This is a genomic window from Micromonospora sp. WMMD1102 (assembly GCF_029626265.1).
In the GTDB taxonomy this organism is placed as follows: Bacteria; Actinomycetota; Actinomycetes; order Mycobacteriales; family Micromonosporaceae; genus Plantactinospora.
Map to the genome: position 1 here is coordinate 6,536,272 of NZ_JARUBN010000001.1, position 20,333 is coordinate 6,556,604.

Annotated in this window: 22 protein-coding genes; 14 read left to right on the forward strand and 8 right to left on the reverse strand. The window is 69.4% G+C overall.

Annotated elements, in window-relative coordinates; translation table 11 throughout:
• Positions 1-37 precede the first annotated feature (37 nt).
• Positions 38-2,566, reverse strand: coding sequence for a sensor domain-containing phosphodiesterase (locus O7626_RS29395; protein ID WP_278064287.1), 2,529 nt, complete (start codon positions 2,564-2,566; stop codon positions 38-40).
• A gap of 622 nt (positions 2,567-3,188) precedes the next feature.
• Positions 3,189-3,794 carry a TetR/AcrR family transcriptional regulator gene (locus O7626_RS29400; RefSeq protein WP_278066369.1) on the reverse strand — a complete coding sequence of 202 codons (606 nt, stop codon included), beginning with the start codon at positions 3,792-3,794 and terminating at the stop codon, positions 3,189-3,191.
• A gap of 305 nt (positions 3,795-4,099) precedes the next feature.
• Here O7626_RS29400 and O7626_RS29405 point away from each other — a divergent pair, with 305 nt between their 5' ends.
• Positions 4,100-5,830: an ABC-F family ATP-binding cassette domain-containing protein gene (locus O7626_RS29405; RefSeq protein ID WP_278064288.1), complete on the forward strand. Its 1,731-nt coding sequence runs from the start codon at positions 4,100-4,102 to the stop codon at positions 5,828-5,830.
• Between the two features lie 135 nt (positions 5,831-5,965).
• On the forward strand, positions 5,966-6,823 hold the full coding sequence (locus O7626_RS29410) for a virginiamycin B lyase (protein ID WP_278064289.1): 858 nt from the start codon (positions 5,966-5,968) through the stop codon (positions 6,821-6,823).
• Between the two features lie 38 nt (positions 6,824-6,861).
• Here O7626_RS29410 and O7626_RS29415 read toward each other — a convergent pair whose 3' ends face one another.
• The 4 genes from O7626_RS29415 to O7626_RS29430 form a co-directional block, all read right to left on the reverse strand.
• A complete protein-coding gene (locus O7626_RS29415; RefSeq protein WP_278064290.1) occupies positions 6,862-7,023 on the reverse strand; it encodes a hypothetical protein in 162 nt (53 codons plus the stop codon).
• Between the two features lie 64 nt (positions 7,024-7,087).
• Positions 7,088-7,699, reverse strand: coding sequence for a cadmium resistance transporter (locus O7626_RS29420; RefSeq protein ID WP_278064291.1), 612 nt, complete (start codon positions 7,697-7,699; stop codon positions 7,088-7,090).
• A gap of 11 nt (positions 7,700-7,710) precedes the next feature.
• Positions 7,711-8,616 (reverse strand): hypothetical protein, encoded by a 906-nt coding sequence (locus O7626_RS29425; RefSeq protein WP_278064292.1) that lies wholly within the window; start codon positions 8,614-8,616, stop codon positions 7,711-7,713.
• An 87-nt stretch (positions 8,617-8,703) separates the two neighbouring features.
• Entirely contained in the window at positions 8,704-9,414 is a 711-nt protein-coding gene (locus tag O7626_RS29430) for a class I SAM-dependent methyltransferase (RefSeq protein WP_278064293.1), read from the reverse strand.
• Positions 9,415-9,582: 168 nt separating this feature from the next.
• Between O7626_RS29430 and O7626_RS29435 the strand changes: the two genes are divergently transcribed.
• Complete coding sequence (locus O7626_RS29435) at positions 9,583-10,083, forward strand: ArsI/CadI family heavy metal resistance metalloenzyme (RefSeq protein WP_278064294.1); 501 nt, start codon at positions 9,583-9,585, stop codon at positions 10,081-10,083.
• A gap of 171 nt (positions 10,084-10,254) precedes the next feature.
• On the opposite strand, the gene O7626_RS29440 is transcribed toward O7626_RS29435, so the two are convergent.
• Positions 10,255-11,088, reverse strand: a complete 834-nt coding sequence (locus O7626_RS29440) for a PHB depolymerase family esterase (RefSeq protein WP_278064295.1) — start codon at positions 11,086-11,088, stop codon at positions 10,255-10,257.
• 416 nt (positions 11,089-11,504) lie between these two features.
• On the opposite strand from O7626_RS29440, the gene O7626_RS29445 reads away from it, so the two are divergent.
• Together O7626_RS29445 and O7626_RS29450 are read left to right on the forward strand one after the other, a co-directional pair.
• Positions 11,505-11,897, forward strand: a complete 393-nt coding sequence (locus tag O7626_RS29445; protein ID WP_278064296.1) for a hypothetical protein — start codon at positions 11,505-11,507, stop codon at positions 11,895-11,897.
• Positions 11,898-12,360: 463 nt separating this feature from the next.
• The gene (locus tag O7626_RS29450) at positions 12,361-13,197 is read left to right on the forward strand and encodes a hypothetical protein (RefSeq protein ID WP_278064297.1); all 837 of its coding nucleotides are present in this window, start codon (positions 12,361-12,363) and stop codon (positions 13,195-13,197) included.
• Positions 13,198-13,249: 52 nt separating this feature from the next.
• Here the strand turns inward: O7626_RS29450 and O7626_RS29455 are convergent, their stop codons facing one another.
• Positions 13,250-13,915: a GntR family transcriptional regulator gene (locus O7626_RS29455; protein WP_278064298.1), complete on the reverse strand. Its 666-nt coding sequence runs from the start codon at positions 13,913-13,915 to the stop codon at positions 13,250-13,252.
• Between the two features lie 760 nt (positions 13,916-14,675).
• On the opposite strand from O7626_RS29455, the gene O7626_RS29460 reads away from it, so the two are divergent.
• From O7626_RS29460 to O7626_RS29500, 9 genes are all read left to right on the forward strand, one after another.
• A complete protein-coding gene (locus tag O7626_RS29460) occupies positions 14,676-14,906 on the forward strand; it encodes a DUF6284 family protein (protein ID WP_278064299.1) in 231 nt (76 codons plus the stop codon).
• A 9-nt stretch (positions 14,907-14,915) separates the two neighbouring features.
• On the forward strand, positions 14,916-15,272 hold the full coding sequence (locus O7626_RS29465; RefSeq protein WP_278064300.1) for an RRQRL motif-containing zinc-binding protein: 357 nt from the start codon (positions 14,916-14,918) through the stop codon (positions 15,270-15,272).
• Positions 15,273-15,293: 21 nt separating this feature from the next.
• Complete coding sequence (locus O7626_RS29470; RefSeq protein WP_278064301.1) at positions 15,294-15,632, forward strand: hypothetical protein; 339 nt, start codon at positions 15,294-15,296, stop codon at positions 15,630-15,632.
• A gap of 82 nt (positions 15,633-15,714) precedes the next feature.
• Positions 15,715-16,521: an ABC transporter permease gene (locus O7626_RS29475; RefSeq protein WP_278064302.1), complete on the forward strand. Its 807-nt coding sequence runs from the start codon at positions 15,715-15,717 to the stop codon at positions 16,519-16,521.
• 54 nt (positions 16,522-16,575) lie between these two features.
• Positions 16,576-17,064 (forward strand): single-stranded DNA-binding protein, encoded by a 489-nt coding sequence (locus O7626_RS29480; protein ID WP_278064303.1) that lies wholly within the window; start codon positions 16,576-16,578, stop codon positions 17,062-17,064.
• A gap of 81 nt (positions 17,065-17,145) precedes the next feature.
• Positions 17,146-17,334, forward strand: a complete 189-nt coding sequence (locus O7626_RS29485) for a hypothetical protein (RefSeq protein ID WP_278064304.1) — start codon at positions 17,146-17,148, stop codon at positions 17,332-17,334.
• A 125-nt stretch (positions 17,335-17,459) separates the two neighbouring features.
• Positions 17,460-17,654 (forward strand): hypothetical protein, encoded by a 195-nt coding sequence (locus O7626_RS29490; protein ID WP_278064305.1) that lies wholly within the window; start codon positions 17,460-17,462, stop codon positions 17,652-17,654.
• A gap of 170 nt (positions 17,655-17,824) precedes the next feature.
• Positions 17,825-18,196 (forward strand): hypothetical protein, encoded by a 372-nt coding sequence (locus O7626_RS29495; RefSeq protein WP_278064306.1) that lies wholly within the window; start codon positions 17,825-17,827, stop codon positions 18,194-18,196.
• Positions 18,196-20,211 (forward strand): hypothetical protein, encoded by a 2,016-nt coding sequence (locus O7626_RS29500; protein ID WP_278064307.1) that lies wholly within the window; start codon positions 18,196-18,198, stop codon positions 20,209-20,211. Before O7626_RS29495 ends, O7626_RS29500 begins: the two co-directional genes overlap by 1 nt.
• Positions 20,212-20,333: the final 122 nt, after the last annotated feature.

The window sequence follows — 20,333 nt, forward strand, 5'->3', positions numbered from 1 at the left end:
CCGGACCGGGTCGTCGGGTCCGGCACTTCGGCGCAGGTCAGGGCACCGCGCGCAGCCGCCGTACGTCGGCCGGGCCGGCCTGCGCGTCGGACTCGGTCTGGGCGGCGAACCAGGCCTCCAGGCGCTCGTACGGCAGCGGGCGGCTGAACAGGAAGCCCTGCCCGATCTGGCACCCGATGTCCTGGAGCAGTTCCAGGGTCAGTTCACTCTCCACCCCCTCGGCGACCACGGCCAGGCCGAACTGCTGGGAGAGCGTCACCACCGCGTTGACGATCGCCAGGTCCACCGGATCGGTCGCCATGCCCTGCACGAACGAGCGGTCGACCTTCACTTCGTTGACCGGCAGCCGGCGCAGGTAGGACAGGGAGGAGTGGCCGGTGCCGAAGTCGTCGACGGCGAGGCGTACCCCGATGTCGCGCAGTCGGCGCAGCCCCGGCACGGCGCGTTCGGTGCCGTCCAGCACGCCGGCCTCCCTGATCTCCAGGGTGAGCAGTTCCGGTGCGACGCCGTACTCGGCGAGCATCCCCTGGACCAGCGCCGGGAACTGCTGGTCGGCGAGGGTACGCGGAGAGATGTTCACCGAGACGGCGAGGGTGTTGCCGCCGCTGGTCCAGTCCCGGCTGCGCCGCAGGGCCTCGCCGAGCACCAGCCTGGTCAGTTCGGGAAGCTGCCCGGTGTGCTCGGCGACCGCCACGAAGTCCTCCGGGGCGACCGTCCCGTGTGCCGGGTGCACCCAGCGGGCCAGGCACTCCACCCCGACCAGCCGCCGGTCGGTCAGGGTGACCTTCGGCTGGTAGTAGACCTCCACCTCGGCGTGGTCGAGCGCGCGGCGCAGGTCACCGGCGAGGCCGAGCCGGCGCGACGACCGGGACTCCAGCCCGGGGCTGAACAGCTGGATGCCGTCCGGGGCCGACTTGGCCCTGGTCACGGCGAGGTCGGCGCGCTGGAGCAGGGTGGCCGGGTCGTCACCGTGGTCCGGGTGCACCGCGACCCCGACCACCGTGTCGATGTCCAGGACCAGCACGTCGAAGACCATCCGGTCGCGGATCTGCTCGCGCAGTTCGGCGGCGAGGTCGAGCGCCGCGTCGGTGCTCTCCATCCGCAGCGTCACCACGAACTCGTCGCTGCCGACCCGGCCCACAAGCGCGGCGGACGGTGCCGAGGCGCGCAGCCGGGTCGCGACCTCGACGAGTACCCGGTCGCCGGCCGCGTGCCCGACGGACTCGTTCACCTGGCGCAGTCCCGCCACGTCGAAGAGGAGCAGGGCCACCACCTCGTTGGGCGCGCGTACCCGGACCGCCTCCTCCAGTGCCCCGGTCACCCGTCGCCGGTTGGGCAGGTTCGTCAACCCGTCGTGGTACGCGTCGTGCCGCAGCCGGTCCACCAGCCGCGAGTTCTCCAACGCGACGGCGGCGTGCGCGGCGATCGTCTCGAAGATCGGCACGTCCGCCGGGGTGAAGTGCCCGATGTCGCCGAGCCGGTTCACCACCTCGAGCGTCCCGATCACCGCCTGGCGGGAGCGGAGTGGAACGACGATCACGTCCTTGAGACCCGCTTCCCGCAGCGCCTCCCGTACGTCCGGATGGCCATCCAACCGGCTGCCGGCAGCGACCGTCCGGCTCTTCCGGGTAGCGCGCTCCCGGGCGACCAGCGGGGTGCGGGACAGATCGAGCAGTCCCGAGTCCTCGACCCTGGCTGTGAGCAGGACCTCGGGGTGCCGGCCCTGGGCCGGGAGCCAGAGAGTGGCGTATTCGGCCTGCATCAGCGCCCGGACCCGGCCCAGCAGCGAGTCGGCCAGGGTGCCGTCCTGGCCGCTCTCGCTCATTGCCTTGGTGAGTTCGTAGACGTCGGCGAGGGTCCGGTGCTGGCGGAAGAACTGTGCGTACGAGCGGTAGAGCAGGACCAGCGCGGCGGCGAGTGCGAGCAGGAGCAGGGCGGACCACGGCGTCATCCGGAGGCAGATCATGATGACCAGGCCCATGGCCACGTTGAGCATCACCGTGAGCAGGCCGGGACCGGAGGTGCGGAACACCTCCCAGCCCGCCTGTGCGCCATGCATGATCGCGAAGACTCCGGCGACCGCGCCCAGCGTCACCAGCGCGTGGGTCATTACGGCGGCGACGAGGACACCCCAGGTGCTCGGCCCGAAGCCGTGCGTCTCCGGCAGCGCCAACACGACCAGACTCGCCAGCGACACCGCCGCGGCGGACCTGGCGACGTTGAACCACAACTTCGCCGGTGGGAATCGGCGGTAAAGCTGGGTGATCAGAGAACCGAGCGTGAAGACGAGCACGACGGTGAGCGGCGGCAGCAGGTAGAGCCCGAAGAGCAGCGGAATCTCGCTGAAGGTGATGAACGTGGTCTGTCGCCGGACGACGTAGAAGAGCAGCGGCGTGTCACCCAGCAGCGCGAGAGCGAGCACCAGGGCCGCCCACGCCCAATCGCCGGGCGGACCGTCGAGGACACCGAGCACCACCGCCAGGATGACCGCGAAGATGGCCAGCGGGCCGGTGATCAGCCAGGCGTGCTCAGGAGATCGACGTGGTGACGGTGGGCGCCCAGCCATACCACTCCCGATGGAAGAGAGTCCGTCCCTCGACTCGGGTGGCCGCTATCCCCACTCCCAGCCGAGGATTTGGAGCCCGGCCTGGGGTCCGGGCTCGTCGCTCTCGGCTGGAGGGTCGGCCGAGGCAGCGATCCAGGTGCGGCTGGTTTGGTCCGGCACAGCCAGATCGGTCGCCGCGATCGCGGCGGCGAAGCCACTGACGGCGAGCACCGCGAGCAGAAGCAGGGAGCCTACGAGGCGGCCCAACCTCCATGCAGGCATCGGTTGCTCCCGTCGAGGTAGCGTGGAAGGTAGATGTTCCATGATGGTGCCACAGTCCGAGGAACCCGCAAAGCCATCGGAAGAGCGACCACCCGGGGATCGGCAAAGTCTAACCGTTTGGTAGGGACAACTTCGCCAGCCGGTTGCAACCCCATCCGCCGCCAATCCCCGACATGGTTCACTCCCCGCTCAATAAGACTCACCACCCGTACGCGATCAGGTGTATCAAATACCGTCATCGACGGATTTCGGCTAAACCACTGCAATCGCGTAAGTCCGCCCATCACGGACGGAGTTTGCGTCGCAGAATGGGTCGACATCGGGACACTAGGTGCACCTCGGCCTACTGTCCACAGCAGACTCAGCGAGTACCCGCTGGAGACTGTGCGGCCGGCACGCGGATGTCGGCAGGATCACGACCCGCGCGGGCATCGCCCACGAAGGCCCCGGCTCGGGCGGCTGCCACGGTGTCCCGTGCCGCCTGTGCCGCGAGTTCCTGGCCGGGAGCGGACCGCAGCAGTACCAGCTCGTGATAGAGCGGTGCGGTGGCGGCGACGAGCAACCGGCGCGGGTCGCAGCCCGCCGGGACCTCGCCCCGCCGTACGGCCCGGTGGACGAGGAGGGCGCAGCGGTCGTACCGGTCGGCCCAGAAGGAGCGCAGAGCGCCCGCCGCCGGCGCCGAACGGAACGAAGCGGCGATCAGCGCCGCCGTCAGCGGAGGTTCGGCGGTCAGCGCCGCGTACACCTCGATGTTCAGGGCGAGCAGGTCGCCCTCCAGGGAACCGGTGTCCGGTGGTCGCCAGGCGTCGCCGGTGGCCTCGGCGAGTACGTCGGCGAGCAGCCCGCCCACGTCCCGCCAGCGCCGGTAGACAGTGGTGCGGTGCACTCCCGACCGCTCCGCCACGGCGTCGATGCCGAGCGCGTCGTAGCCGTACTCGACCAGGTGGGCCCGGACCGCGTCGAGCACCCGGCGGCGGACCTCGGCGCTGCGCCCGCCCGGCCGCCGGACCGGACCGGTCTCCCGGCGCGACGCCGCCGCCTGCTCCTGCTCTTGTTCCTGCCCTTGCGCCTGCTCCTGCTCCCGCTCCTGCGTCGGAGGCGGCGGCGGTTCGGCGGAATTGGTTGGTGGTCGGGGCGGAGGCATGGCAGTATCTTACTGCTACATCCGTAGACTTAAGGTAGGTGCCCGGTCCGATGATCAGGTGAGCGTCCCCCGCGTCCCGGGCCGCCGCACCCCCGGCGGCCCATCCGTCGACGACCGGAGCCGCTCTTATGCCTACCCAGCTCAGCCTGCACGCCGTCACCAAGCGCTACGCCGGCCGGACCGTGCTCGACGGGGTCAGCTGTGCCATCGCCACAGGCGAACGCACCGCGATCATCGGCGAGAACGGCTCCGGCAAATCCACCCTGCTCCGGCTGCTCGCCGGGCGGGAACAGCCCGACGAGGGGCAGGTGACCGTCGTCACCACCGGCGGGCTCGGCTATCTGGGACAGGACGCGCCGCTGCCGGCGTACCTGACGGTGCGGCAGGCCATCGACGACGCTCTCGCCGAACTGCGCCGGATCGAGGCCCGGCTGCGCGAGCTGGAGCCGCTGCTCGGTGCCGGTGGCGAGGACGACCACCGGCGACTGGCCGAGTACGGCGAACTGGCCACGGTCTTCGAACTGCGCGGCGGGTACGACGCCGACGCCCGGGTCGAACGCACCATGCACGCGCTCGGGCTGGCCGGCGTCGACCGGGACCGGCGGCTCGGCGAACTCTCCGGCGGCGAACAGGCCCGGCTGCACCTGGCCGCCGTGCTGTCGGCCGGTGCCGAGGTGCTGCTGCTCGACGAACCGACAAACCACCTCGACGACGACGCGCTGGGCTGGCTGGAGCAGCACCTGCGCGCCCGGCACGGCAGCACGGTGGTGGTCTCGCACGACCGGGTCTTCCTGGACCGGGTCGCCGGCACACTTGTCGAAGTGGACGGTGACCGGCACACCGTGGCCCGGTACGGCAACGGCTACCCCGGATACCTCGCCGAGAAGACGGCCGCAAGGGCACGCTGGGCCCAGGCACACCTCGACTGGCGTACCGAGGTCGACCGGTTGCGGGAGACGGTGGCGACCACCGCCCGGCAGGTCGCGCCGGGCCGGGAGATGAAGGACCGCAACAAGATGGCGTACGACCGCAGCGGCGGGCGGGTGCAGCAGTCGGTCGCCAGCCGGGTACGCAACGCCGAACAGCGGCTCCGCCGGCTGACCGAGCGCCCCGTGCCCCCGCCACCGGAACCACTCCGGTTCACCCCTCGACTCGCCGCCTCCGGCCCGTCGCCTGTCGGTGGTGACGCCGCTGGCAATCGTGCCGCCCGTGATGGTGACACCGCTGGCGATGGAGCCGCCCGGGATGGTGCTGGCGGTGTGGTGCTGTTGCGGGCGGACGGGGTGGCGGTGCGCGGGCGGCTGTCGGTCACCTGGCTGACGTTGCACGGCGGGGAACGGCTGCTGGTCAGCGGGGCGAACGGGGCCGGCAAGAGCACCCTGCTGCGGGTGCTCGCCGGAGAACTGGCCCCGGACGCCGGCCGGGTGCTCCGGCGGGGCCGGATCGGTCACCTGCCCCAGGAGGTCGAGGTCGAGGACTCCCGGGAACCGCTGCTGGACGCCTTCGCGCGAGGTCGGGGCGGGGAGCCGGACGAGTACCTCGACGAACTGCTCGCCCTGGGACTGTTCGACCGGGAGCGGCTCGGCATACCCGTCGGGGAGCTCTCCACCGGCCAGCGGCGGCGGCTCGCGCTGGCCCGGCTGGTCAGCGAGCCGGCCGACCTGCTGTTGCTGGACGAGCCGACCAACCACCTTTCGCCGGGCCTGGTCGAAGAGTTGGAGGCGGCGCTCGCCGAGTTCCCCGGCGCCGTGGTGGTGGTCAGCCACGACCGGCGGCTGCGCGAGCGGTGGCGCGGAGAGCACCGGGTGATGAGCGGCGGCGTACTCGCCCCCGAACAGCCGGTCTCCGCCGCCTACTGAATCCGGCCGGCACAGCCCGGCGGGCCGGATCCGTCCAGGCGGATCGCGATTCCGGAGAGCCGTCCGGCACTCGAATTCCAATCGAAGGGAACCCGAATGGCATTGCCACCTCATCCAGCGGTCCGGGAGTTTCCGGTGAGCGATTCCACGGCCGGCCCGTACGGCGTCGCCATCGGGCCGGACGGCGCAGTCTGGGTCACCCTGGTGCATGCCGGGGGAATCGCCCGAATAACGCCGGATGGTGATGTTCGACAGTACCCGCTCGACGAATCGGCGAGTGGACCGTCGGTCGTCACGACCGGCCCGGACGGGGCACTCTGGTTCACCCGGTCCCGGGACCACCGGATCGGCCGGCTGTCGACGTCCGGGCAGCTCAGCTCCTATCCGGTCCCGTCACCGGGCGCCGGGCCGTACGGGATCGCCGCCGGGCCGGACGGCGCGCTCTGGTTCACCGAGCTGACCGGCGACCGGATCGGCCGGATCGATGTCGACGGCGAGGTGACCGAGTTCCCACTGCCCGTGGCGGGCGGCTTCCCGTCGATGATCACCGCCGGTGCCGACGAGGCACTCTGGTTCACCGTCAACCAGGCGAACGCGATCGGCCGGATCGGCGTCGACGGCACGGTCACGCTGCACCCGCTGCCGACCGCCGGTGCCGGGCCGGTCGGGATCGCGGCCGGCGCCGACGGGGCCGTCTGGTTCGTCGAGATCGTCGCCGGCCAGCTCGGCCGGATCACCCCGGACGGGCAGATCACCGAGATCCCGCTGCCGGACCGGGCCGCCCGGCCACACGCGATCGCCGCCGGGCCGGACGGCAGCTACTGGTTCACCGAGTGGGGTGCGAACCGGGTCGGGCAGCTGACCCCGGAGGGGACGATCCGGGAGTACGCCCTGCCGACGGCGGGTTCGGAGCCGCACGGCATCACCGTCGATCCGGACGGGGTGGTGTGGGTGGCCCTGGAGATCGGTGCCGTGGCCCGGCTGACGTACTGACCGGATGCCGCCCGTGGCCCGGTTCACGTTGGTCGGCGTCAGTGGGTCCGTTGGGCCGAACGGCGGCGGTCGGCGTCCTCGATGGCGTGCCGTACCGCGAGCCGGACGACCCAGTAGAGCACGCCGAGTCCGACCGCCGACAGCGCGAGATAGACGGTGAGCACGAACAGCAGGGCGGGGATCTGGTCGGCGGAGGCCATGCCGAGACGGTAGTCACCCGGGCGCTCCGGCGCCGCCCCAGACGGTACGCCGGCGCCGGCAGGCTCAGTTGGCGAGCCGGCCGAGTACGCCGGACTCGACCACGATCACGGCGCCGATCACGACGAAGACGACCGGGACGAGCCAGTGCCCGCAGCGGCGTACCAGGGTGACGACCTTCTGGTGTGAGCCGAGCCAGCGACCGGCCAGGCACCAGGCGGCGACGCCGACGGCGAAGACCGCGACGGTGAGCAGGCTGTCGACGAGACCGATGGTCCGGAACGCCGGGGTGTAGACGGAGATGTTGTCGGCGCCGTTCGCCACCGTGACGGCGGCGACCGAGAGCAGGCCGGTGCCGACGACCGGAGCCGGCGGCTCGTCGTCCTCGCCCCGGGAGCGGAATGCCGAGACGAGGCCCCGCACCCCGAGGGCGAACGGGACCAGGCCGAGCAGCCCGACCCAACGGTCCGGCACGACCGTCAGACCGAGCGCGGCCACGGCGGAGACGAGGACGAGAAGGGCTATCCCGGCATACTGGCCGAGCCAGATCTGCCACGGCCGGGGCTTTCCCACCGCCCGCGCGGAGAGGAAGAACAGGGTCAGCACGATGAGGTCGTCGACGTTCGTACCCGCGAAGAGCCCGACCGCCGCGACGAGCGTCCCGACCAGATCTCCCACGGGCAGGGACTCTACGGGCCCGGCGGGTACGCCGGAGGTACGGCGGCGGCGGTGCGGCCGGCCCGGAGCACGCCGACGGCGAGCAGGGCCGGGCCGGCGAGGGCCACCGCGGCCAGCAGCGCGGCCTCGCCGTCGACCACGTTGGCCAGCGACACCGCGACCCCGACCGAGACGACGACGTTGTCGTCCGGATGCGAGAACGTCCACCAGGCCGCCCACCTGCCGGTCAGGTCCTGGAAGGCGGCTGCCGCCGAGACCGCGACGAGCAGCGCGCCGATCGGCACCAGGGCGGCCCGGTCGGCGCGGGGCCCCGACAGCGCCAGCATCCGCGCCGCCGCCAGGGTGGCCAGCAGCGCCGGCCAGCCGGCCCCGAGCAGGCCGAGCAGCGGTTCGTCGTCCACCCGCGACCAGGCGTCCGCCCCGACGAACACCATCATGAGTACGGCGCCGGCGCCGGCCAGTGCGGTGGCCTTCGGCCGCTGCTGTGCTGGCAGGGCGCGGACCGCCACGGCGAGGCAGACCACCCCGAGCAACAGGCCCACGCAGGCGAACTGCCGCTCGTCGAGGGACTGGCGCCACTGGTCGAGGACCGACTGCGGAAGTCGGGCCGGACCGGTCGAGGCGACACTGCCGTCGAGGGGCGTGTAGAGCGGGGCGAGGGTCTGCCGGCGGACCGGTGCGGTGGAGTCCCGCCACAGTTCCACCGAGGCGGGAACGGCGAGCAGGGCGATGCCGGCGGCCAGCGCCGGGCGTACCCGGGGTGCGGCCGGGCCGGCGAAGAGGACGTACCCGATCAGCGCGGCCGACGCGGCGAGCGCGCACTGCGCGGCGGTGCGGTCGGCGCTGATCAGCGCAGCCAGCACCGACAGCGTGCCGGCAGCGCCGCAGACCGCCAGCAGGACACGCGTGGGGCGCACGGTCAGCGATCATTCCATAGATGAGCCGCGACGGCTGCCGGCCCGGTCATCGTGTTGTCGGCGGCCGTGCACCATGTTGCCGTGCGGTCAGAAGGCGTTGAACTGCTCGAAGGGCGGCTCGGTCAGGGGATCGGGAAGCCGGAGGGCGCGGCAGCGGGTCACGGCTTCGGCTGCCGGATCGTCGCCGATGCTCCGTAGGGTTCCGCTGGCGGCGAAGGCGTCGGGGATCACCGACCAGCCGAGGTTTCGCTCGTAGTAGCGCACGGCGGTACGCACCGACGGCGTCCAGTCGTCGTCCAGCACGACCAGCCCGCCCGGCCGGACAATTCTGCGCAGGAAGTAGAGGTCCACGAAGACCTCGTGGAAGCGGTGGCTCCCGTCCACGAAGGCCGCGTCGGCGACGAACCCCTCGGCGACGAGCTCGGGCAGCGCGACGGACGACTGCACGCGCATGAGCCTGGCGATCGAGTCCAGTCCGGCGGCACGGAGCAGGTCCCAGCCGACGTCGGAGTACGCGTGGGCCTGAAAGGGGTCGACGATGACGTGCCGAGGGTTCGGCGGGTCGACCGTGATCAGGGCTTCGCCGATCGCGAGCGCGGAGCTGGCGTACGCGAGCCCGACCTCGACGACCGTCTCGGCCCGTTCCGCGATCAACAGGTCTCGGAGCAGATCGCAGTCCCGCTCCGGCAACGCGACCGTCTCGAAGTCCCGCTCGTGGGGCCGGGTCCACGGCGGACCGTCCTGCGCGAGTCGTCGGCGTACCGCGCGGACCCGTGCACCGCGTTCGTCGATCTGCACTTCGACAGTCTGGTCCAGTTCGTCGCCGGCCGGCACCTCCGGCGGCAGACGGCAGCAGGGCCGCCCTTCCCGGGCAGTGTCACTGTCTCGACACTCGTCTAATTTGACAGCGGTCTAGGCAGGGTGGCATTCTTTGTTTTGATATCCATCTAGGCAGGGAGGTGCGGGATGTCCCGCGTCCAACTCGCGCTCCGGGTTTCCGATCTCGAGGGATCGGTGGCGTTCTACTCGAAGTTCTTCGGCGTGCAGCCGGCGAAGCGCCGGCCGGGGTACGCCAACTTCGCAATCGAGGAGCCGCCACTCAAGCTCGTCCTGCTCGAAGGTGCCCCGGACCAGCCCACCGTCATGGACCACCTCGGCGTCGAGGTCTTCGACGGCGACGACGTCACCGCCGCGACCGAGCGGCTCAGCAGCGCCGGACTGATCACCCTCAGCGAGAACGACACCTCCTGCTGCTACGCGTTGCAGGACAAGGTGTGGGTACGCGGCCCCGGCAACGAGCCGTGGGAGGTGTACGTGGTCAAGGGCGACGCCGAGCAGTACGGCAGGAGCGCCGACACGCAGCCGGGCGCCGACGACGGCTGTAAGTGCGGCGAGGCCGCAGAAGGTGGTGGCGCCAAGGAGTTCGTCGGCGCCGGAGCGGCTGACCGAAGCAGTTGCTGCTCGTAGACCCGGGCAGCGCCCATTCGGCCAGAGGAGGACGCACGGTCGACCTGTCCGTCGCCATCGTCACGGACCGGGATGGGCCGGGGCCGGGGCGGGGCCGGAACGAATCAGCCCCTTCACCTGGTTGTCCCGGGCGAAGGGCTCATTCACGACGAGATCGTGACCTCGGCCGCACTATCCGCGCCGATGGGCGGCGAAGAATTCCCACATGACGACACCGGCGTCGATCGCCGCGGCCCGGTCGGTCGGCGCCGGCCAGGAGTGGCCCATCCCGTTGACCACGTAGTCGACCGCCTCGCTGCCATCGGCGCATTTCGCGACCGTACGGTTGACCGTCCTGTCCTTGTCTATCCACACCGGCTCGTCGGCGGTGCAGCCGAGGTGGCGGTACCACCGGCTGAGTCCGTAGGAGATCTGGTCGGCGATCCGGTCGCGGCTGCCCAGGAAGGCCACTACCGAAACCGGCTCGGCGGGCTTGTAGCCGGTGTCCGACCTCGCCCGGCCCCACTCGAACGGACCGCTGACCGGGGCGATCGCGGCGAACACGTCCGACGCGTTCACCGCCAGCTCGTAGCTCATCCGCGCGCCGTCCGAGAACCCGGTCGCGTACACCCGGCGCGGATCGACACCCCACGTCTTGACCAGGTGCTCCACCATCGCGCGGAGGAACCCGACATCGTCGACGGCTCCCACGCCGCCTGTCGCCTGCCACGCTCCGTCGATCCCGTTCGGGTATGCCGTGAGGAAGCCCTCGCGGTCCGCCACCTTGTCCAGCCCGCTCGCCGCCCGCAGCTTCGCCGCCGAGCTGGGCCGGCCGTGCAGGGCAACGACCAGTGGTACCGCGACGCCCGGCCGGTAGCCCGGCGGCGCGTGCAGTTCATAGTTGCGCTCGACGCCCTGCCAGTCCAGGTGGAGCGTGTGGTCGCCAGGGGCGGGAGAGACCGCCGGCCTGGCGGGTGCTGGCGAAGGATCGTCGGCGCCGCACGCGGTCACTCCCGTGGCTGTCATGAACAGACATGTGGCAAGCAGCGCTCTCGTCCTCATCCGATCCCCCGTGGCGTCGACTGCCCACTTGACGCGCTGACGCCGCCGATCGGTTCGCATCCGGCGCGGGTGTTGACCGCGCCGACGCGACGGAGGGACGGCGTGCCCGCCACGCGTCGGCCCGGCTTCCTGGTCGTTAGCGCGAGTACGAGCCTGGTACGACCCCCTTGCCGTGCTCGTCCGTGCGGATGACGTCGTACTACAGACCAACATCCGGTTGAAGTCGGTCGGGAGTCAGTCAAGGCGATCGGCCGAAACCAACCGCGAGCGCGACACTCTTGATCTCGCCGGTAGCTCTCCGGCCGCCGGACACGCTCCCCTCTCCGGGTCGCATGGACCCTCTGGGACGTAATGCCGGCACATGCCCGCACAATGCCGGCATGAGCTACGACCTTGCGGTGTGGGAGGGCGCCCCTCCAGCTGATGATGTCGACGGCGGTGTTGTCTACGAGCGGCTGTATCAGGAGTTCATGGAGGACGAGGAGTTCCCCCCGACGCCACGCATCCGGGGCTACGCTGCGGCGCTGGCCGAGTGCTGGGCCGAGATGACTGACGGTGCAACCTCTGAGTGGGGCTCCCTGCTCGACGACGCATCCGGGCCGATGATCTATCTGACGATGCCCTACGGGAGATCGAGGGAGCTGTCAGCCGAGGCCGCCAGGTTGGCCGCCGAGCATGGTCTTGTCTGTTACGACCCTCAGCGGGAGCACCTACGCCCGGCCGACGAGGAACACGAAGGTGCCGGGCCGTCCACGGGCGATACGCCGGGGTGACACCAGGCGAAACCAGACCAGCCGAGACCGCGCCGAACATCGCCGTTGACGGCTGGACATACTAAAACAGCCCTTGACCGGTGTTTGGCTGGTCAAGGGCTGTTTACGCACCTGGTGGCGGGTAGAGGATTCGAACCTCTGTAGCTTTCGCGACGGATTTACAGCCCACGCTTCCAACCAGCCGTGACCTGCGGCGTTGCGACCCGATGGCACCCTCTTACCCGCATATTCCCCGTATGGCTCTTGATCTTGACCGTTGTCGGGCCGCCTCAACCAGTCACAGTGATGCAAGGACCGCCCCGGGGGCGGGGGTTGCGTGTCAACCGACGACGGAAGCCGCCTGGTGGGAACCGTCACGCGGAACCACAGGCGACCCGTGTCGGTTAGCAGGTGGCCAAAGCTCGACGTGCGCAGCGGCGAGCCGACTGTCGCGGCACGTCGGAGGACGGCAAAATCTTATGGCGTGGCTGAGCTGATGTTGACTACGGAACGTCGTGACGAACTTCTCGCGCTACTGAACGACCAACAGCTATTGCGCGCCAGGTATCCCAAGGTGGCCGAATATGTGGAGACGGCACCAATGCTGTCAGGGACAAGTGATCAGCAAGCCGACGCAGCGTTCGATCTGCGATTCGTGCACTATCTGGCTGGCGGTGAGTCTGCGACAGGCAACCCCTATTGGGACATTGTCGAGCCATCCGTGTTTGTACACGAGGATCGTCGAGTGGTGAACGGTGGCAATGCCAGAGGTAGTGCGCGGCTTGCATTCGCACAAATGATCCTACAGGCGCACTACGCATATGCCATTCCGTCCCCGGAGACGATTGAGTGGTGCTCGCAGTTTTGCGGCGACCGTCCAATATTGGAGCTTGGCGCTGGACGAGGATACTGGGCGGCTCAGTTAACTCGCGCGGGCCTTGCGGTGCGCGCCTTCGATTCTGAGCCGCCCGACCGAGCGCAGAATGTGTCATTTCCTCGCGCCTCAGGGCAGCCCGATACCTGGCATGACGTTGGCGATCTGCCCGACTTTACTTCGCGCTTACATAACGCTTCGGACGAGGTGCTGTTTCTTTGTTGGCCCCCCGGATGGGGTGACACGATGGCGTCTGATGCACTGGTTGCTTTTGAACGCGCAAGAGGTCAGCGCCTCATCTTTATCGGCGAACCTAGGGGCGGCAAGACTGGCGACGATGCGTTCTTTGAGCGCCTAACAACAGGCTGGCGGATGGAATCGCAGGACGAAAGCTACGTCTCGTGGTGGAACCTGTCGGACGTGGCGCAGGGTTGGGTTCGGCGCTGAAACAACTTGCCCCCGGCCGCGCGGCGACCGCCGGCCGGGGGCATTTAGGTCTTTAGACTAGGGGCATCCTGAACGCAAATGCGTCGTAGCGGTTCCACGGATAGGACACGTCTGACACCATGATTGTCCGCCCGTCTGCCGCAAAGAATCGCTGGTGAACGGCTTTGGTCAATTCGCCGGGGGTCGTGCGCAACCACGTCGCATGTGTGGGCGACGGGATTCGGTCCGCTAGGATCTCTTCGAGAGTTGTCGCACTTGATATGTCAGTGACGCCCGGGGCAAGGTACGTGTCCGAAATGGAAATCGGCCGACCATCTTCTGTGGCGCGGGTCACGACAAGCGTGATTTCGTCGCCCGGAGCGACGCCAAATGTCTCTGCAAGGCTGTCGGTCGCCCGAACTTGAATGCTTTCGCGTTCGACTTGGATTCCGCTAGCTGACTCGTTGGAGAAAGTAGTTTCCGCGCTCTCCATTTGACGCTCTGGCGAGACTCGTACAAGGTTGGGGCGATCCGTCACGAAGACGCCACGACGCTGAACAGTTCTTACGAGACCTTGGGTTTGAAGTAATTCGATCGCTTTCCGTACGACGATATCCGACACCCCGTTCCTCTTAGCGATCTCGGCATAGCTCGGAAGCTGCACCCCCGGCGGAAGGTCGCCGTTGCGGATCTTCCGCGCGTATTGGCCCGCGATGGAGACGTACGCGGGTTCCTCCATGACTGTCGTCCCTTCGACGGCTTGGCCTACGTGCGAGGCCCGGTCAACTGTCAGTATACCCAACACCGTATACGCAGTTGATCGGTCGCGCGGCTGTGGCTGCGGGCAAATCCTCCGGCTGAATCGACCCCGGCGGGCCGCCCGGAAGCCGCCGGGGCCACAACCCAGGGTTCGACACCCCTGCACGGGTGCCGCCGACCACACCTCGGCATCAGTGAGGCGACGGCGGGGGCAGCGGCCCACCGGGGCTCAACTGCGTATACACAGGGCTTGTGTGTATACGCAGTTGCGTATACGCTGAGTCCCTCGCCGGTTGGCGACCGGAACGGCGGAGCGGCTTCACGGCTGCGACGTGCGATCCCCGGACCGCCGTGCACTTGATCGTTGAGAACTCAACAGTGACGTCTGCAAGAAGCGCGGACTATGCCGTTCTCGGTAGTCGCCTGCCTTGAGCCACACGGTGGCCGACCCCCGGGTGCAGAGCTGGGGCGAGCGGGTGTCGGGAAAGGACGGCGTTCGCGTACCCCGGCTCTGCTGGGTGCTGAGTACCCCTGTTACTGCCCCGGGCCACGCTGCGTGTCGGCCCGGGGCTTTCCCGACCGAGGAGTGATCCCCATGAACCTTGCCGGCTGTGTCCGAATCTCGGCCCGGAAGTCGACTCCCCTGCGCCAATGCGACCGGTGCGGCGAGGTGAGCACGCGTACGGCGTGCACCTGCCCGAAGCGTCGCCGCCGCTGATCTTCCTGAGAGGAACACCCCGATGCTTCCCGACCTGGACTCGCTCGAAGGCCCGTCCGACGCTGACCTGTCCGCGATCGAGACGGAATGGCCGCTGATTGAGGCCGAACTTGAACGGCTCGACGTAGAGATCACCATCTTGTTCGCGGCCCGGCCGCTAGTGGATCTGGACTGGCAGCGGTGGCGAAGCGCTCAGCGGCGTGTTCTGCGGGCCGCCGCCACGCTCGGTATTCCGGCCCGACACGCGGCATAGGCGCTGGCCATGCCGCGAATACGCGCCGCCTTTCACGACCCGACCGGCGACCGGTACGGCATCCCCACCTGGTGGTGGAAGGGTGCCCCGGCCGGATACGCCACCCGCCGGCAACTGCGGGCCGCCGGGCTTTGCCCCGGCCGCCAACCGGTCGCCGCCCAGATCATGTGGGCCGGGATCGGCGGTACCCGGGTCGCTTACCTGTACCGCCTCGATCTGGCCAAGCCGAAGCGCACCACGACTCCCGCGCAGCTGCGGGCGGTTCGGGCCGCGCTTCGTGCCCGTCGGACCTGCCCGACCTGTGGCGTGGTTCAGCCCTACTGCATCCCCCGCTCGCTAGGCCAGTGCATCGACTGTGCCCCCTGACGTGGAACGGAGACCCCCGACATGACCAAGCGTAAGAGCCGGCGGACCGTGTACGCCGCGCTGCTGTTGTTGGCGTCGCCGACGGAGATGAGGCAGCGGGGCGACGGAATCTCGCTGGCCTTTGAGTTCGACAGCATCGCCGAGATGCGGTCGTGGCTGGACGCAGCCGGGCTGAACACGCCGGACACGCTGACCGGTGAGCATTCCGGAACGACGGTCACCGGCCGGTCGTATCGCGAACTGACCGCGTACCCGACGTGGCACGGCTGGAAGATCTACGCCACCGCCACCGAGTACACCGACCCGTCGCCGCTGGACGAGCCGACTCGGGATGGGCTGACCGCGCTGGTGGTGGCCTGATGGCCGCGCTGATCGGAATCTTCGCCGCCGTGCTGATCGCCGCTCTGGTGGTGGCCGTTGGCCTCGACACAGGGAGGAAGAAGTGACCGCCCCCGCCAGCGCGTTCCCGCGCACCGTGGATGACCTGATGCCCGAGGCCCGGAAGGTGCCCGTCCGCGATGGTGAGCTGGTGCCGTCGCAGCGTCGGCTCATGTCCGTACTCAGTGTCGGTCAGGAGAAGGCGAAGGAGATCCGCGCCCGGTTGATCGAGGAAGGCGTGCAGCGCGACTTCGGGGCCGCGCCGGTGGGCAATCCGGACACGGATGACACCGAGCCTGAGCCGATCCCCGAGCGGAAACCGGCCACGCTGCCCGCTGAGCCGGTCGCAGAGACGACGAAGCAGGCCCGGGTGGACGAAGACACGGATGACACCGCCGCACCCGTCAACGGCAAGCCGGTCGTCGTGTGGCCGGTCTGGGTGATGCTGGCGCCCGCGTTCGTCTCCGTCTGGGCCGGCTGGGTTGGGCTCGGGGAGCGCACCGGATACGGCGTGATGAACCTGCTTCCCGGGTTCACGAACGACGACGGCAAGCCGCTGCTGTCGATCAACACCGCGATCACCCTGCCGATCGGCATGGAGGTGTACGCCGCGTACGCCCTCTACGTGTGCCTGTCCGGCCGGGTGCCGCCACGGGCTCGGAAGTTCGCCGGGTGGTCGGCCGCCATCTCCCTAATCGTCGGCGCGGCCGGACAGGTCACGTATCACCTGCTGGTCGAGTCGAACCTCCCGACAACGCCGTGGGGGGTCACCATGGCCGTCTCCTGCATCCCGGTGGCCGTGCTCGGCATGGGCGCGGCGCTGGCGCACCTGGTGCGTTCGTCGTCGCCGCCGAGTTCGCACCCCCAGTAAGCCGCCCCACAGCAACCAGATTTGCCCCCGGCACCAGTTGGAAGGAGCCCCGTCGTGGCTAACGACATCACCTCCCTGACCGTCGTCGGCAACCTGACCGCCGACCCTGAACTCCGCTACCTCACGAACGGGACGGCGGTGGCGAAGTTCACCGTGGCCCAGACCCCGAGGGTCTTGGACAAGGCGTCCGGGCAGTGGAAGGACGGTGACCCGCTGTTCCTGACCTGCACCGCGTGGCGGGACCTCGCCAAGCACATCGCCGAGTCCCTGACCAGGGGTGCCCGGGTCGTGGTGACCGGTCGGCTCAAGCTGTCCCGCTGGGAGACCCCGGAGGGTGACAAGCGGTCCGCCTACGGGCTCGACGTGGACGACATCGGCCCGTCGCTGCGATGGGCCACCGCCAAGGTGCAGAAGATGACCCGCACCAACGGCAACGGCGGCGCCGGCCCGGTCGACATCCCGCCGAATGACCCGTGGGCCGTTGCAACCCCCGCCCGCACGGCCGCCAACGGCGGCGCCACGAGCGACGAACCGCCGTTCTGATCCTGAGACGGCATACGCCAACGGTTGCAAGTTCGACACCCCGACACTCGGCCGCGCCGCGGTTTTGAGAGGAGCAGCACCGTGTACCGCTACTTCATCGCCTACGTCTTCTCGACCTATCAGGGCTCGGGAAACGGATGGACCGAGGTAACTCGGGACGCGCCGATCCGGTCCAGCGCCGACGTTCTGTCGATGACCAACCTGATCGCTAACCAGGACAAGAGCATCGACCGGTTGACGATCACCGGCTGGCAGCGGTTCGAGGACTGACCAGCCCAAACAAGCCTGCGGGGCGCGGCTCAACCGACCACGGCGGGCCGCGCCCCGCAGTTCGTATTCGACTTCCATCCTCACCGGCCGGTGGGGACGGCGCTCCTGGAAGGAGAGCTGTTGCGATGCGTGTTGTTGAAGCGTCGGCCGCTGGTCTGATCGTCGCGGTCGTGGCGGTGGTCATCGCGGTACGGGTCGGTACTGACCCGGTGTTGCTGCCCGCGGTGGCGTTCCTGGTCACGTTCTTCCCGGTCGCCGTGCGACCGGCCCGCCGCCCATCGCCGCGCCGGCCGGTGCGGCGTCGTACCCGAACGAGGTAACCCCGGTGAACGACATCGTTACGTGCGCTCACTGCAACCGCCCGCACCGGCTGCGAGACACCACCCGACACCTAGCCCGGCACAAGCCGGTCAAGGTCAGCAAGCCGCGCCGCTGGCCGTGGCCCTTCACCACCGCTACCCGCCGCCACTGAGCAAGGAGATACGCCCTGATGGCACGCCTAATTCCTGACACCGATATCCGCACCGATGAAGACCTGATCACCCTCCTGGAAGGGGTCCGGCAGGTCGGGGTCGCCGGCCATGACGAGTTGGACGAGTTGGCCGGGCTGATCCGGATGAAGATCGAGCGGTACGGCCGCCGCAACGGCATGTCCCGGATGCGCGCCCGCTTCTGGGGCCGCACCGTCACGCTACCGCTGGCGCGGTCCGCCGACGCGATGCTGGCGGTCGCAGCCTACGCGAAGGTGTGTAAGAACCGGTTCGAGGCGTTCGTAGTCGCGCTCGATGAGGACGACGCCGGCCGCTCCGACTTCGAGGTCAAGCAGCGGCGCCGGCCGTCGCCGTCTCGGCGGGCTGCCTGATGGCCCGCCAGAGGCACGGCTACGCCGACGCGGCCCGCGGCGCGGCGTACACGGTGCACAACAACCCATGGCCCTACCTGGTCCCGCCGGTCGCCGCGGTGGCGAATCTGATCCTGTCCGGGGTGCTGTCCCGGCTGTGGGGCGCCTACGCACAGCCGACCGTGTGGGAAGTTGCCTGGCGGTCCGCGCTGATCCTCACCTGTTCCGCGCTGATCGTGTGGGCGACGTGGGCGGTCGGCCGGGCACGGAAGACCGAGTTGCGGGTGGCGTCGATGCTGATGTCCGCCGGCTCGTGTGCCGGGTTGTTCGTGTTGACGTTCCGCGGCTGGTCGTTCGACTCGGTGATGGTCTACCTGATCGTCATGACCTGCGCGTGCATCCTGCTGGCGTTGACGAAGCTGCTGCGCGGGGACGGCACCGACGCCCGAGCGAACCTGTTCGGCGAACTCGGTGAGCGGGTCCGGGAGTTGCAGGACGTGGGCAAGACCGGCCGACCGAAGACGATCGACGGCCGGATCGTCACCCACACGGAGATGCTGCCCGGCGCCGACTTCGGCGCTCTGGCCAAGCCCGAGGTGCGGACCGCAATCGCGTCCGCGCTCGATGTACCGGCCGGTGGGGTGCGGATGGTGCCCAACCGGAACACGCCCCGGCTGGGGCGGATGGAGGTGTCTCCGGTGGACATGCTGGAAAACCCGCCCGCATGGCCGGGCCTGTCCGCCCCCGGCGGGTCAATCGCCGACCCGATCCGGATCATGGTCTACCAGACCGGCAAGCCCGTCCCGTTCTACCTCCCCGGCGACCAGGCCGCGGGCCGGAACGCGGTGGGAGTGCTGATCCTGCTGGGCCAGTCCGGTAGCGGGAAGACCGAGCTACAGATCACCCTCGCTGCGGAGGCCCGGTCACGTCGGGACGCCCGCGTGATTTACATCGACGGCCGCAAGGGCTTGCAGCTGCCGGAGGCGTTGCGCCGCAACGTGCACGTGTTCATCCACCGCGCCGATGAGGGGGAACGCTACCTTGACGGCCTCGTTGACGCGGTCGCCCGTCGGGCCGGTCAGATTGGTGCGCATGGGCATGAGCAGTGGACCGCCGGGTGCGGGCTGTGCCCGGCGTTCGACCTGGTCATCGTGGACGAAGCCAGTAAGTTCATCGAGGCCGAAGAGACCCTAGTCGAGTTGGCCGAATCGGTGCGGTCGGTCGGTATCTGCCTGGTGCTCGGTATCCAGCGGGCGACCGGTGACCGGCTTCCCACCTCGGTCCGCTCGACCATCGGCGGGGTGATCTGCATGGGCGTCAAGGACGTGGGCGAAGGCGCCCGGGTGCTGTCTGAGGAGACGATCGCCGCGGGTGCCGACCCGGGATGGAAGAACACCAAGCCCGGCGCTCTCTACGCCGAGCTACCCGGCACCGACCCGGACGACTGGTCACTACCGGCCCGCACGTTCAAGCCCGACCGCGACCGGGTCCTAGACGAACTGGTCGGCTACCTCGACACCATCGGGCAGGCCGGCGGCTCACCCGCCGCGGAGGTGTCGGCCGAGCGGTTGCCCGTGCCGAACGGTGAGGGTGAGCTTGTCACCGACACCGACGACCCGGACGATGCGGACGACACGGATGATCCGGAGTGCCCGCCGCTGCCGATCGATCCGGACTGTCTGCCCGACCCGGACCCGCACACGCCGATCAGCGTGCCGAACCGGCCGCGGATCGAGTTGGCGCTGGACCCCCGCGACGGGCAGCAGTTCACCCCGAGCGAGATCCGGGAGATCTTCCGTCAGGCCATCATCGACGCCCGCGCCGCGGGGGTGCGTCAGGTCAAGCCGTCATCGTTCGCGCCGATCGTGGACATCGTCGGCGAGGACGGGCTCAAGCCACCCACCATTAGCAAGATCCTCGGCGAACTGTGCACCCCCGGCCCGACGCAGCTGCTGCGGAAGGCTGCTGACCGTGGCGTCTACGAGATCATCACCGTCACCCCGCAACCGCATCTCGTAGGCGCGTCTACTACCTAGCGTCACGCGGGCCGGCGTGTCTTCACGCACTTCACGCGTTTCACGCGCCGGCCCGCAACCCGCCCCCATCGCGCGCGTGCGCGCGACCCCGACCGCTCGTGAAGTCCGTGAAGTGTGAAGCC